The sequence below is a fragment of the Psychrobacter sp. A3 genome (assembly GCF_028823565.1).
Taxonomy (GTDB): domain Bacteria; phylum Pseudomonadota; class Gammaproteobacteria; order Pseudomonadales; family Moraxellaceae; genus Psychrobacter; species Psychrobacter celer.
Genome location: NZ_JAPEHS010000022.1, coordinates 20,122 through 34,492 on the forward strand (window position 1 = coordinate 20,122; position 14,371 = coordinate 34,492).

The following is a 14,371-nucleotide window of genomic DNA, read 5'->3' on the forward strand; positions in this document are numbered from 1 at the left end:
TAAAGCTCTAATTGTTATGAAGCTGCGTTGTCTTTCACTATAAAGGCAACGCAGTTTTTGTTGGTTTTTATAAGAGGTTTTCTTGATATTCTTATGCGGCATTCACTCATCTGAGCCCTTAAACCTAAGTAGGCGTAAAGCATTAAGAGTTACCAAAACCGTAGCCCCTGTATCGGCCAAAACAGCAATCCATAAACCTGTGATACCGAGTATGGTCGTAATCAAAAACATACCTTTTAAACCTAGTGCAAACACAACGTTTTGATGGATGTTTCTCATAGTTGCTCGTGAAAGCTTTATCAGATGAACGACATCGATAACACGACTTTTTAGTAGTGCAATGTCTGCAGTTTCCATCGCGACATCTGTAGCACCACCCATTGCAATACCAACATCAGCAGTTGCCAGAGCAGGGGCATCATTAATTCCATCGCCAACTATGGCTATTTTATTACTGCTTCTAATACGACTAAGCAGGTCAAGCTTATCTTCTGGCAATAGTTCGGCTTCCCAATCTACTTGTAAATCACTTGCCAGTGCTTTAGCGGTAAGCTTATTGTCACCTGTTAGCATGACAGAGCGTATTCCTAATGTTTTAAGTTCGGCTATTGCGGTTTTAGAATCTGCTCGCAGCTCATCACGTAAGGCAATTAGTCCCAGTACTTCATGGCTACCTTCATCAATTAAAACAGAAACGGTCTTACCTTCATTTTGCAGCGTTTCAATCTGTGCTTGCTGTGATGCAGAAATAACGGTCTCGTTAGCAGCATAAACAGGAGAGCCAATAGCGAGAGTGCGCTGGTTGACTACGGACATTCCCATCACTACGATTGGCTAATGACCGATATTCTCTGTCAGTACGCCCATACTATGCAAAATAAAGGCAATGACTGCGAGTGCTACGATAAATGGGGTAAATATCCAAATCACAATATTGATCAGCAATGAAGGTAACAAACCATTAAACAGCTCAGTGTTTGGGGCAAAAAAATTCATCATCGCATCGACGGCCCGTTTGGCAATGGGAAAAAGTACGGTACTCAGGGCCAGTATATAGACATATTTGCTAAAACTGGGGTCACTTAGCAGCACCATGAAGTAAAAGCCGACAAAAAAAGCAACGCCCAATGCCCAGCATTTGATAGTGTAGCTTAAATGAATCATAGCAGCCTCCCATATATTCTGATGGATACGTAACAGACGCATCGCAATACATTCATTAATTAGAATATATAATATGTTATATATCGAATATATAAGAGAAGTCAATCATTTTTTATCAAAAAGCACCGTAAAGCCACGTCTTTTTAGGGCGTGGATGTCAGGTATCAGTCATTGCCTCCCAACATTGGGATTGTCTTGATTGCGGTTGGTACAATAAAAAAGAGCCAGTAGCTTCACTACTGACTCTCATCATTCATAAGTGTAAAAACACTATTCAATACATTATTTATAGTCAATAACTATAGTTGGCAGTTTACTTGATACTGTTGACCATTGTCTGAGGTGATGGTCATAATGCCAAAGTCTGCTTTGGTATGCCAGTCATAGGTGGTCTTTGGGTTTACATTGTTTACATAACGTACGCCAGAGCCTGATACTGCTTGCTCTAGCGTGATTTTCGCGTCTTGTAGACCTACTTTTGGCAAGGTGACGTTTAGGTTGGCCGCTTGACCATCCGCTGCATAGGCGGCAGTAATCATACCGTTGTCTTCACAGGTAAATGACTGAACGACTGGTTTGGCAGCAGTGGTTGGGGCGGTGGTGGTCGGAGCGTTGGTTGCACAAGCGGCTAACAAAACGGTAAAAGGAGCAACAGCAAGTAATTTTTTCATAAACGATATTCCTCAAGTTGGTAAGTGAATGTGAGTTGTTATACTGAGCAATATGATACATGCTCAAATGTAATTTCGTGTTGTGGTTAGAGTTTACCAAGGTAATTATTTCTGTCTTTTTCGTGATTTGCTAAGTCCTGATCGGTTAAGTGATTGAGCGATATTTGGTTTTTTGTTTACACTGTTTTTTTTGTTTAAGATAAACACCAGTACCGCCCCTAAGATGACGATACTTGCGATAATAAAGCGTAAACTCAGAGTCTCTGATAAAAACAAAACGCCTGCTAGTGCTGCAATTATCGGTACACAAAGCTGCACCACTGCCGCTTGAGTACTTTTTAACAAGGGCATAGCCACATACCACATACAGTAGCCGAGGCCAGAAGTAATCGCGCCTGATATTACTGCTAGCACCACGCCTTGCATACTTATCCCAACCCAATGGCTGATAGCGACTATCAACAAAAAAGGGATAGCGACTAGGCTTCTGATAAAATTAAACCCCGTAGCTCGTAGCGGCGAGAGACAAGCTTTGCCGCGTATACTATAGATGCCCCAAGCTATACCGCTAAGTGCCATAGTCAGAGCGCCTGTAAAAGAAGGTATGGCTGCTGAAGGGAGCATCAAATAGACAAAGCCAATCAGCGCGAAAGCTAGCGCGAGCCACTGCAGTATAGTTAATTGCTCCTTTTGGTAAATACCCCAACCTATCATCGTCAGTTGCACAGCAGCAAATAATATGAGCGCCCCAGTGCCGGTATCTAGATCCACATAAGCAAGCGAAAAACAAAGCGCGTAGACCACTAAACTGACACTACTAAGCCAGCTGCCTTTATCCGCTAAAATAGCAGCAACAGCAGCGTTATTATTGTCAGTGTTAAAGTCGCTGCTAAAAGAAGTCGCGGTTTGTGTCTGATGTTTTAGACGATGAGTATGAAGGGTGATGATAATACCTAAACAAATAGCGCCGCTCAGTAGCCGCAAAATTGTAAAGTTCCAAGGATCGATAGCCCCTTCCATCAATGCCATTCGGCATAGTAGAGAATTGGCGGCAAAGGCGAGCAGAGCAATGATAGTATAAACAGCGGCTTTCAAAACAATCCCTTATCACTCAATTTTGGCGCTTATCAAGCGCCAAATGTTTAGCTAGTATTAACTTGTGATTACGCGACTTATCACGCAACTTTATACCAGTCAATTTTACGGGTCATTACCATCACGCAGGCAAGTAGTATAAAGCAGAATACCGCACCTAACAGTAAATTTAGATCTTCAGTGGTGAGAATGCCATAAAAGGCGGCATAGAGACCGGCTAAAATAGCGGTAAAGATAACCGCTCGCTTGACGCCGCCGAGCACATAGTAAGTGTACCAACCGATCAGCCCAACGCAGCTACTACCTGCAACAGCATAAGCCTGCCAAAAAGCAATTTGCTCAGCTAATGGTAATAACAAAACGTAAAAGGTCAATAGCGCGCAGCCTACTAACAAATACTGAATCGGATGGATGCGACTCGATTTAATCACTTCAAATAAAAAGAAAGTGCCAAATGAGATCAAAATTAATAGTAAAGCGTATTTCATGGTACGTTCTGTTTGCAAATAAACATCGTTAGGTTCTGCGAAGCTGACCCCAAAGCTATTAAGACGCACGCTATTTAGGTTGCCGTGATTGGTGCTACCTATGCTACCGGCAGCTTCTTGTACGACGACTGCTGCCGCCTCATAATCAGCATGATTGCCACTGTCTAAGCGCGCTCTGCTATCAACGGTGCAGCTATTGTTTGCCGTGCTCAAGCACTGCGATAAATATTGATTATTAGCCACAGTCAGGTACTGGTTCTGCCAGTTAGCAGTAAATCCCTCAGCACTAAAGTCTTTAGCATTCGGCAAAGCTTTACCTGTAAAGTTGGGTGCATGCCAGTTGCTTTGCATACTCAGCTCAAAGTTTGAGCCGGTAGGGACTGTGTTTAGGTTGCTAATACCGGCAAGCGGTAAATCAATAGTAATATCAATAGCTTGGTTGGCGTTAATATTACTATTTGCGGTATTAGGCAAAGCCGTAGCATTGGCTTTTAATTGCGTTACGGTATTTTGTGGTAAGGCGACTTCTACGTAGCTTAAACCGTTGAGCATAGACACGCTTGGATAAGTGGCTTTTAGAGTTTGCTTATCTATTGTGATAGTAGGCAAGGTGGGCACGCCGCGTAAGTCTGATACCGGAATAATGAGCTTAGCTTGCTCCCAGTGCGTGATTGTCTGCTTCGCCGTTGCTATAGTGTCATGTACTGCAGTAGTATCCGGCATATCGGTTTGCACATCGGCAGTCTCAATAGACTCTATAGCAGTCTGCGGCTTATAGCTTTGCTTAAAACTGATATCGCCACTATAGCTAGTCGCGTGATAGATGCCGCGCTGATAAGTGTCAGTACTGACGTCAAGGTTTTGAGTTGCCAAGCTTTGCGCCGCAAAAATTGTATCTATGGTTGTGAAGGGCGGCGCACATTTATTGGCTTTATTAGCAGCGCTTGTACATTCTGGTGTCGTGGTGACGGGAATGGCGATAAAGGGGGTAATAATCTCTTGCGGGTTGACATGCTGATCGGCGATTTCGCGAACCACGGAGTCAGCATAGTACTGTCTTTCAGTAATAACGCTACTGAACATCGTCAGACCAATGGCAAAGAGCACACAGAGGCTAGCGATGACAGTGAGTTTAATAAATAGGGTTTTTTGCATGCGAACGTCCTCAAGCTGATGATTTGACTAGCGACTCAGATAACAAATCCATAAGGTTAAATAACAGCGTAGAGGAGCCATGCTAAAAAGCGGTGCAAGAAAGATGGAAAAATTATGAAAATGAATGGAGGCACTGGTATTGGCAGGTTTTGACGTTATTTTAATAGTTATCTTTGATAAATAGCCTAAGCAAGATTAGCTTAATTCTTGCAACCATACTGCTACTTGCCGTACTCGCGACATTCTGTCGCTACCAATACGCCGAAACCCTTTGTGATAGTCATTAAGCTCATCGCGGCACTCAGCAGGCGAAGGGTGGTGAAGCTCCAAGCATCGATATAGCCTTCCGCCAGCGTCATCCTACAAAATAAAGAGTTTGCGGAAAATGCAATTAACGCGACTATGGTATAAAAGGTGGCTTTCAAAAATAATTCCTACAGTGATTGACGCAAGTTTTGCATAAAATAGAGCGTTATTAAAAATAACAACAAGGAACCATTTATGGATTGGGCGAGTATTTTTATTCATGATACCACGTGGGCATTTGCCCTAGAGATATTGGTACGTGTGGCTGTGATGTTTGTACTGATTATTACGTTCTTGCGCTTTACGGGTAAGCGCGGCGTCCGTCAGTTATCTATATTTGAGCTGACTATCATTTTGTCATTAGGCTCTATCGCTGGCGACCCGATGTTTACTGAGGATTTACCGATCATCCAAGCGGTGCTGATTATGAGTACCGTCATCTTGCTGTATCGCTTGTGTACGTGGGCGATGATGAAGTTTCAGCCGTTTGAAAATTTGCTAGAAGGAAAATCGCTGTATATCGTAGAAGATGGGATGCTGGTGCTCGACAAAATCAAAAAAGGCAAGATGTCGCACGATGAGTTTTTTGCTGAGATGCGTCAGCAGGGCGTGGAGCATCTAGGGCAAGTGCGTACCGGCCTGCTAGAAACCGATGGCAATTTTAGCGTCTTATTATACCCACCTGAGCAAACAGGCTACGGTATGCCGCTTTTTCCTAAGCAGTATCAGCCAGTGGAGCAGGTAGAGTCAGGCGTGCATTATGCTTGCATGTACTGCGGTTATATCGAGCATATCACAAGCCCTAATCAAGTATGCTCGCGCTGTCAGAATAACTGCAAAAACTGGGCAAAAGCGCTCAATAGCCAGATTGTCAGATAAGCCATACCAGTCATTGTTTTATTAAAATAGGCTAAGCAAAAATTTACACACAATCAAAATTGTTTAACCACTCTGCTACCTGCATAACACGAGTCTGTCTACCACCACCAATACGTCTAAATGACTTGTGATGAACACTAAGCTGATCTGCAAAGTAGCCGCTAATCTCATCACGCTCATGCGGCGCATCACGCAAGTCATCGGCGACCCACGGCGTATCGACCTCAGTCAGTAGTATCAGGTCATAATGATGCGCCAGTGCCGCCTGAGTCAGGGCAAGAGGACAGTCGCCATAGTACCAGTTTGAGTAAACCATCAGCTCAAACAAGCTGGTATCACAGAATACATAACGCTGGCCAGCAGGTAGCTGTGCCGCTTGCATTGCGCGTTTGTTTTCTAACTCAATCTGACCTTGCGCGATAGGCAATAAATCCTCCCACGTACAGGTCAGCTGCTCGTTATCCCATTTGGCTTGTAGGTAAGTGCGCATATACTCTGGCACCCAAGGACTGGCAAAATGCGCCGCCAGATCTCGGCACAACGTGGTCTTGCCAGTGCTTTCAGCGCCCAATACTGCGACATTGACGACGGATCTAGGCGTATGCTGTTTGAGGTTGTTTGCGATAGCGTTGTTGCCATTCATAATAAGCCCAGATTGCAATCAGAGTGAAGACTACGTATTGTAGTGCAGTAAAGGTGAGACCTTTATAAAAGTATAGCGGTACGGAGATGGCATCGGCGACGATCCACAATAGCCAGTGCTCAATTTTGCGTCGTGCCATCAGCCACATCGCCATCAAAAACAGCGCCGTGGTTAGCATGTCGGTGTAGTCGACCCACGTAAATAACTGCAGTCCCAGCACGGTACCCTCAAAGCTAAAGCCATTGTTTATCACGGGGCGGAAGTAATATACCAGTGCCACAAAGGCCATGGTGGCCGCGGCCAGACTCGCTAGTATGGGCAAATCTTTTGTGCTTAACCGCTCAACTTGGATGGCGCTCTCAGCCTCCTTGAGCGCACGGTCTTGCTGGCTGGTAGGGTTGAGATGGTCTGAAACGGTGTTTTTTGCTTTGTTTTTTGACCAATTAATCCAGCCATATAGGCTCATTACGGTATAATAGGCATTGATAAACATATCGCCAAACAGCTGCCACTTCCATAGGAGGTAGACAAATATGGCGGTGCTAATCAGGCCGATGGGGAAAGCAAGGATGTTGGTTTTGCTGGCGAGCATGACGCTGGCTACGCCAAATACCACCGCAATCAACTCTAAAGTAATAAATAAGGCGGAGTAGTCAGCGTATTGTCCAAACAACCAGTTAAAAATCTCTACCATTAGTATTCCTAAATATAAACGCTTTGACTGTTTGCGAGCGCTCAATAGTCGCATATCACGCCCTGAGCCTCGTAATTATAGCGTAGATGCCCACAAATAAAGGCCGTCTTTACTTATTTTTCGTCACAAATGCATTATTTGTAACAAAGTATTAGAAAAATAATAATATTCAGGCATAATAAAGGCTCTGATTTTAAGTTTACAGTTATTCACCGAAACCAAAACATCCTTATTTTTTCACTTTTACGCTTATTCAAGCACTACCGCAGTAGACAAGGAAGCTTATTATGACGACTTGTATCACGGGCACCGGCCTATACGTTCCTCCTTATAGCATCAGCAATGAAGAGCTGGTGGCTTCATTTAACCAGTATGTCGAAAACTACAACAATGAGCATGCCGACGAGATCGCAGCAGAGACTGTGACCGCACTGCAGCCTTCATCAGCTGCATTTATCGAAAAAGTATCTGGCATCAAATCACGCTATGTCATGGAAAAAGACGGGATCTTAGATCCTGAAATCATGGCACCTGTGATTCCTTATCGCCAGCTTGGCGAAGAGCTATCAGTCATGGCTGAGATGGGCGCCGCCGCACTAAAAGACGCTTTAGCGGATGCAGGGCTGGAGGCTAACGATTTGGATGGTATCATCCTTGCGTGCTCAAACTTTCAGCGTACGTATCCGGCAGTCGCCATTGAGATTCAGAACGAGATCGGCATGGTAGGCGGTTTTGCTTATGATATGAACGTTGCTTGTAGTGCCGCGACGTTTGGGTTATCGCAAGCCCACGGCTCTATCATCTCAGGTCTGGCCAAACGCGTAGCTGTGGTCAACGTCGAGATTACCTCAGCGCATTTAAACTGGCGCAACCGTGATAGTCATTTTATCTTTGGTGATGTGGCGACGGCTTCTATCATCGAAGAGCTAGAGACGCCTAAAGGTTATGAGATTATCAACTCAAAACTGTTTACTCAGTTTTCAACCAACATCAAAAACGAATACGGTTTTATGGATCGCTCCGAGTTTTTGGCGGCGCAGACTGAGATGTATCCTGATATCAAAGAGCCGGTCACGGATAAGCTGTTTTTACAAAACGGTCGCAAAGTGTTCCGTGAGGTCTGTCCGAAAGTGTCGGAGATTATCACCGAGCATCTAACAGAAAACGAGCTATCAGCGGATGATGTGAAGATGATGTGGCTGCACCAAGCCAATGCCAATATGCTAGATCTTATCTTGCGCACGGTCGTGGGGCGTGATGCGGACAAAGCCATCGTGCCAAGCGTCATCGATGAGTTTGCCAATACCAGCTCAGCCAGTCCGATGATTGTCTTCCATCGCTACAAAGACAAGCTGGCATCAGGTGATTTGGGTGTCATCTGCTCATTTGGCGCAGGTTACTCGATCGGCTCGGTGCTGGTGCGCAAGGTATAAACGACAGCGATACCGCTAGCACGGCGGCTGATAGTTACTGTTACCTGTTGTTCACTACCGACAACAACAAATAGCTAAGAGCAATCTTGGCTATTTTTTTATGTCAGTAGGATATGGTATCAAGCTATTGATTTCTATCACTTCTGCTCGGCCGCACAGGCGGTAATTTATGAGTATAATAGGCAGATTGCTGACAGGTTTTAATTTAAATGGAAAAATTTGCTATAATCACTCTCTTATTCCCCTCATTTGATTAAAAGTCCTTTTATGAAAGAATCCTTACGCCTGCGTTTAGACCAGATGGTAGACCGTTATGAAGAGGTCACCGCCTTATTATCCGATCCTAGTGTCATCAGTGACAATAATAAATTTCGTGAGCTGTCTGTTGAGCATAGTGACCTGATGGACATCACCACGTTATGGCAGAACTATGGGCGTGCAGAAACCGATCAAGCAGATGCTGAGGCGATGCTGGCTGATGCCACTGATCCTGACATGAAAGAGATGCTGATCGATGAGATCGACAGTGCTCGTGAAACCATCGCTGAGATGGAGGAAGCGCTCAATGTCATGATGCTGCCCAAAGACCCGAATGATAAGGTGCCAGCGTTTTTGGAGATTCGCGCTGGGACGGGCGGCGATGAAGCGGCGATTTTCTCTGGTGACTTGTTCCGTATGTACCAAAAGTATGCACAAAACCAAGGCTGGACTGTTGAGGTGCTATCGGCAAATGAGGGCGAGCACGGCGGCTACAAAGAAATCATCACCCGTGTCTCAGGCACCGGCGTTACGCCTAAAGTTTGAGTCAGGCGCGCATCGTGTCCAGCGTGTACCAGAAACAGAAAGTCAAGGCCGTGTCCACACCTCTGCGTGTACGGTGGCTGTCATGCCAGAAGTTGAGATTGATGATACAGTAGAGCTCAATCCTGCTGATATCAAGATGGATACGTATCGCTCAAGTGGCGCAGGTGGTCAGCACGTCAACACCACCGACTCAGCGGTGCGTTTGACGCACATACCGACAGGCGTGGTGGCAGAGTGTCAGCAAGAGCGTAGCCAGCACAAAAACCGCGCAAAAGCGATGCAAATGCTGATATCACGCATTCAGCAGGCCAAAGTACAAGCGCAGGTCGATACCGCAGATGAGATGCGTCGTGACCTCGTCGGTAGCGGCGATCGTAGTGAGCGTATCCGCACCTATAACTTCCCGCAAGGGCGTATGACCGACCACCGCATCAACCTAACTCTCTATAAGCTCGATTCAATCATGGAAGGCGATCTAGATGAGCTGCTTGATGCGCTACTGCGTGAGCACCAAGCAGACTTGATGGCCAGTATCGGTGGCGGCGATTAATAGCCGCGCGTCGCAAAGATTGATAAGTACCATCTGAACGGGCAGTGTTCTTAGCTGCTCTACTATTATTTTTATGTTTTTTATTTCATTACCTAATCATTTTGAGAAGTATTATGTCAAAGCACAATAATCAAAACCAAGAGCAAGCGCCCACATTAGAAGAATCCAATGAGCTGATTGCCCAACTGCAAGCCAAGCTAGACGCTATCACAGAGTCGGGCAAGCCGGCGTATCCAAACACCTTTAAACGCACAGATTACGCCAAAGATTTGCAAACCGCCTTTGAAGGTATCTCAAAACAAGAAATCGAAGACAACGTCGCAAAAGGCGAAAAAACTCAGGTCAACGTGGCAGGACGCGTCATGTTGAACCGCGGCGCGTTTATTGTCATTCAAGATATGACGGGTCGTATTCAGCTATATGTCGCTCGTAAAGAGCTGGATCCAGAAACACTTGCCACCATCAAATCATTGGATTTGGGTGATATCGTTGGGGTGTCAGGCTATATCGGACGCTCGGGTAAAGGCGACTTATACGTCCATATCGAAGAGTTCACGTTATTGACCAAGTCGCTACGCCCGATGCCAAACAAATTCCATGGCCTCGCCGATGTAGAGGCGCGCTATCGCAATCGCCATCTTGACTTGATGACCAATGAGACCACACGCGATACCTTTATGGTTCGCAGTCAAGTGATCAGTGGTATTCGCAAGTTTATGCTGGGTGAGCGTTTTATGGAAGTAGAAACGCCGATGATGCATCCCATTCCAGGTGGCGCAGTGGCGCGTCCATTTGTGACCCATCATAACGCGCTAGATATGCCGTTATATTTACGCATTGCTCCTGAGCTTTATCTAAAGCGCTTAGTGGTCGGTGGTTTTGAGAAAGTGTTTGAGATCAACCGCAGCTTCCGTAACGAAGGGGTATCGACCCGTCATAACCCTGAATTCACCATGATTGAGTTTTATCAAGCCTATGCTGATTATCATGATTTGATGGATTTGACCGAGCGTTTATTTAACGAATTGGCAATGGATATCTTGGGTACCACAGAGCTTACTTACCAAGGAGAAGCCATCAGCCTAAAAGCGCCATTTGTGCGTCTGTCTATGTCTGATGCGATTGCCAAATACGCCGAAAACTTCGACATGTCACGTATCAATGATCGTGACTATCTGGCAGAGTATGTATCAACAACGCTCAAGCAACCAGTAAAAGACGTGTTTGGTGTGGGTAAACTACAAACCATTATCTTTGAAGAAACGGCCGAGCATCAGCTGCGCCAGCCAACCTTTATCACTGAGTACCCAGCTGAGACTTCACCGCTGGCGCGCCGCAGTGATGACAATCCAGAAATCACCGATCGCTTTGAGCTATTCATCGGTGGCCGCGAATTGGCCAATGGCTTTAGTGAGCTTAACGACCCAGCAGACCAAGCAGAGCGTTTTCACGGTCAGGTCGCCGAAAAAGACGCGGGCGACGACGAAGCCATGCATTTCGATGAAGAATACATCGAAGCCTTGTCTTATGGCTTGCCACCGACTGCCGGTGAGGGTATCGGTATCGACCGTTTGGTGATGCTATTTACAGATTCGGCGAGTATTCGTGATGTGATCTTGTTTCCGCACATGCGTCGCAAGCTAGAAAGCTAGAAAGCTTAATATATGCTATGCGCTTAGCGGCCAAAAAACAAGCGAAAAGGGCTTTGCTTGCCATCAATCTGTGCTGAGACTAAACTAAACATAATCAGGTTTTTCTGCTTTTGTAATTTTTTCTACTTTTAAGGAATAGGCTCAGAATTTTAGAGCGCACATTTATAGGGATATTATGGATACTCAGCAAGCTGCCTCTTCAATTTGGCAACAGATGGTTCAGCAAAGCTTTTTGTCACTGTATGAAACAGCAAACGATGACACACTTACCTCTGATCAGTTTCAGGGGTATGATTTTGTCTTTGAGTTCTCTGACGCGCGTATTTATCTGCTGGTCAATGATGTCATGAGGCAAGCAAGTCAGCCTGACATCGATAGCAGCCAAGTTCGCGAATGGCGAAAAGAAGTCGTCAATCAGCTGATCAAGCGTCATGCAGCGCTTTATCAAAAAAACGATAAATCTCTGACAAATAGCGATGTGCAGAGGGATAAAGCTGTGTACTTCATCGGTCTGACGTCGCTTGCAGTCCAGCACCATGCTGGCCGTGCAGAGGCACCGACTTATGCAATTGGCTACGAGTACGGCAGTCAGTTTTTTGCTGAAGACTGCGTGCTAGATTTGGACGATGAGCAAAGCGTCCTGCAGGTTTTTAGTTATCAAAACTTTATCGATATCTTGCGGCAACTGGTGACGCCAAGTGATTTGACCGCCTTTTTAGACTTTCATCGTCGTCAGTTGACGAGTTTTGAATCCTTTCAAGATGAGTCAACGCTGCTGGCGGAGTTTTTGCAGTCGCCAGATTTTCATCAAAGAGCCATCGCTGTACAAGAGCAATTGGTTAAGTATGAGCTGATTGACCAGATTGAGCCGCGCTTACTTAAGGCCACAGAGCCTGGGCAGATGGCTTTTGCAGCGTCTCTAATGGCAGAGATCCAAAAAAACACAGGCATGTGGTATAAGCTGTTTAATGATCTGATCAAAGATGCTTATGAGGCGCAGCGCCCGCTACCAAAAGCACAGGTCGATATATTGGTTGATGAATCGATGTATACTTATGCGTGCTTGATAGAAAAAATCCTCGCTTATAGAACCATGGATCAAGACTCACGCTGGAATGGCTATGTCCGCCACGAGCACTCTTATAGGATGTTTGGTCGTCATTATCTGATGGTGTTTTATGCCCAAGATCCTCATGGCTCGCTAAGCGCCGAGCAGGTGCGCGGTGCACATCAAGATCTGTTGGCGGAGCTCATGGCTCGCTAAGCGCCGAGCAGGTGCGCGGTGCACATCAAGATCTGTTGGCGGAGCTCAATGCACAAATGCAAGCGCCTGTGATGGAGGATTTGTTTTTGATCGGTGTCGAGTTTAGACCCTGCGAGGACAGCGTAAACACTGAGGTACATTTGGATGCGTTTTATCAAAGTGGTGCGCTCATCGATGCAAACACTCAGCGCTTATACCAGCAGCTGGCACAGCTAAAAGCCCAGTTATAAATCAGGCGGGCTGTTGATCGCTGGGCGGATGCGCTATTTATCTTTGTATTATTCAAATTGGCATTTATTATGACGCAGCAATATCAAGTTTTAGCTCGCAAATATCGCCCAAAAAACTTTCATGAGTTGATTGGACAAACGCACGTCTCGCAAGCATTGATTAATGCGATAGATTATAATCGTCTGCATCACGCCTATCTGTTTACAGGGACGCGCGGGGTGGGTAAGACGACGATTGCGCGTATCTTATCAAAATGTTTGAACTGCGAGACGGGTGTGACGAGCACGCCTTGCGGTGTGTGTGATAACTGTGTGGCCATCGATCAGGGACGTTTTATTGACTTGATTGAGATTGATGCGGCCTCTCGTACCAAAGTCGAAGACACCCGTGAGCTATTGGACAATGTCCCTTATGCGCCAAGCCAAGGGCGCTACAAAGTGTACTTGATTGATGAAGTACACATGCTATCGACCCACAGTTTTAATGCCTTATTAAAAACACTAGAAGAGCCGCCCGAGCACGTCAAGTTTTTGCTGGCGACCACTGATCCGCAAAAACTACCGATCACTATCATCTCACGCTGCTTGCAGTTTGTACTGCGTCCCTTGCCGCAGACGCTACTTAGTGAGCATTTGGCAAATATCTTGACCAAAGAGCATGTGGCTTATACCCAGCCTGCACTTTGGCAGTTGGCCAGTGCTGCCAAAGGCTCGGTGCGCGATGCTTTGTCGCTGACCGATCAGGCCATCGCTTTCGGTCAAGGTGGGCTTGACGATGCGACTGTTAATGCCATGCTTGGGTTAATTGATTCAGCTGACTTGGTTCGTCTTATCACCGATATCTATAACCATGATAAGCCTGCTGTCGCCGCCCACATTGAGCAGATGCGCACGCAGATGGTCGATGCAACCAGCATGTTTGATGGGCTCGCTGAGCTGTTGCATCAATTGGCTTTGACACAGTTGTTGCCTCAAGTGGCGCTCAACGTTAATGAAGTACAAGCGCAAGATATTCATACCCTAGCGCAGCATATCAGCCCTGATGTGCTGCAGCTGTATTATGAAATCGTTGTGCAAGCGCGTGAAGGGGTCAAGCTTGCCAGTACACCCATGCAGGCGCTTGAGATGTGTCTACTGCGTCTACTGGCGTTTCGTCCGCTCGCAGCTGATGAGGTGCTGACAGAAACCCCTCCTACGCTGCCGCAGCCGCCTAGTGAGGTGAAAAATTCACCGACAGCTTCTACGGCTGAGTATAATGTTTCAGCAGTATCGCTACCAGATGACGATGTAGATTATCAACATGATCTTAGTCAGCAATTGCCTTCAGCTGCTTATGACCCTGA

The 14,371-nt window shown here is 45.9% G+C and carries 14 protein-coding genes and 1 pseudogene; 7 read left to right on the forward strand and 8 right to left on the reverse strand.

The genetic code is table 11. From position 1 onward, the window contains the following. Positions 1-102 precede the first annotated feature (102 nt). From NK638_RS05075 to NK638_RS05100, 6 genes are all read right to left on the reverse strand, one after another. Positions 103-816, reverse strand: coding sequence for an HAD-IC family P-type ATPase (locus NK638_RS05075; protein WP_274632170.1), 714 nt, complete (start codon positions 814-816; stop codon positions 103-105). A gap of 18 nt (positions 817-834) precedes the next feature. Then, the gene (locus tag NK638_RS05080) at positions 835-1,164 is read right to left on the reverse strand and encodes a hypothetical protein (RefSeq protein ID WP_274632171.1); all 330 of its coding nucleotides are present in this window, start codon (positions 1,162-1,164) and stop codon (positions 835-837) included. Positions 1,165-1,463: 299 nt separating this feature from the next. After that, entirely contained in the window at positions 1,464-1,835 is a 372-nt protein-coding gene (locus NK638_RS05085; protein WP_105245713.1) for an MliC family protein, read from the reverse strand. Positions 1,836-1,940: 105 nt separating this feature from the next. Continuing rightward, positions 1,941-2,930 carry a DMT family transporter gene (locus NK638_RS05090; protein ID WP_274632172.1) on the reverse strand — a complete coding sequence of 330 codons (990 nt, stop codon included), beginning with the start codon at positions 2,928-2,930 and terminating at the stop codon, positions 1,941-1,943. A gap of 80 nt (positions 2,931-3,010) precedes the next feature. After that, positions 3,011-4,573, reverse strand: a complete 1,563-nt coding sequence (gene creD / locus NK638_RS05095; protein WP_274632173.1) for a cell envelope integrity protein CreD — start codon at positions 4,571-4,573, stop codon at positions 3,011-3,013. 221 nt (positions 4,574-4,794) lie between these two features. Next, positions 4,795-4,998, reverse strand: a complete 204-nt coding sequence (locus NK638_RS05100; protein ID WP_274632174.1) for a hypothetical protein — start codon at positions 4,996-4,998, stop codon at positions 4,795-4,797. A 76-nt stretch (positions 4,999-5,074) separates the two neighbouring features. Here NK638_RS05100 and NK638_RS05105 point away from each other — a divergent pair, with 76 nt between their 5' ends. Beyond that, entirely contained in the window at positions 5,075-5,758 is a 684-nt protein-coding gene (locus tag NK638_RS05105; protein WP_274632175.1) for a DUF421 domain-containing protein, read from the forward strand. A gap of 43 nt (positions 5,759-5,801) precedes the next feature. Here NK638_RS05105 and NK638_RS05110 read toward each other — a convergent pair whose 3' ends face one another. Next, positions 5,802-6,401 (reverse strand): ATP-binding protein, encoded by a 600-nt coding sequence (locus tag NK638_RS05110; RefSeq protein ID WP_274632176.1) that lies wholly within the window; start codon positions 6,399-6,401, stop codon positions 5,802-5,804. After that, the gene (gene pnuC / locus NK638_RS05115; protein ID WP_274632177.1) at positions 6,352-7,095 is read right to left on the reverse strand and encodes a nicotinamide riboside transporter PnuC; all 744 of its coding nucleotides are present in this window, start codon (positions 7,093-7,095) and stop codon (positions 6,352-6,354) included. Before pnuC ends, NK638_RS05110 begins: the two co-directional genes overlap by 50 nt. A 287-nt stretch (positions 7,096-7,382) precedes the next feature. Between pnuC and NK638_RS05120 the strand changes: the two genes are divergently transcribed. The 6 genes and pseudogenes from NK638_RS05120 to dnaX all read left to right on the forward strand — a co-directional run. Further along, positions 7,383-8,528: a beta-ketoacyl-ACP synthase III gene (locus NK638_RS05120; RefSeq protein ID WP_274632178.1), complete on the forward strand. Its 1,146-nt coding sequence runs from the start codon at positions 7,383-7,385 to the stop codon at positions 8,526-8,528. Between the two features lie 267 nt (positions 8,529-8,795). Then, positions 8,796-9,882: pseudogene (gene prfA, locus NK638_RS05125) on the forward strand (peptide chain release factor 1). A gap of 113 nt (positions 9,883-9,995) precedes the next feature. Then, positions 9,996-11,534 carry a lysine--tRNA ligase gene (lysS, locus tag NK638_RS05130; protein WP_105245731.1) on the forward strand — a complete coding sequence of 513 codons (1,539 nt, stop codon included), beginning with the start codon at positions 9,996-9,998 and terminating at the stop codon, positions 11,532-11,534. A 175-nt stretch (positions 11,535-11,709) separates the two neighbouring features. After that, positions 11,710-12,798, forward strand: a complete 1,089-nt coding sequence (locus NK638_RS05135) for a hypothetical protein (protein ID WP_274632179.1) — start codon at positions 11,710-11,712, stop codon at positions 12,796-12,798. An 11-nt stretch (positions 12,799-12,809) separates the two neighbouring features. After that, on the forward strand, positions 12,810-13,028 hold the full coding sequence (locus NK638_RS05140) for a hypothetical protein (RefSeq protein ID WP_274632180.1): 219 nt from the start codon (positions 12,810-12,812) through the stop codon (positions 13,026-13,028). Between the two features lie 69 nt (positions 13,029-13,097). Continuing rightward, positions 13,098-14,371: DNA polymerase III subunit gamma/tau (gene dnaX / locus NK638_RS05145; protein WP_274632181.1), on the forward strand; the 1,274-nt coding region annotated here is incomplete at its 3' end.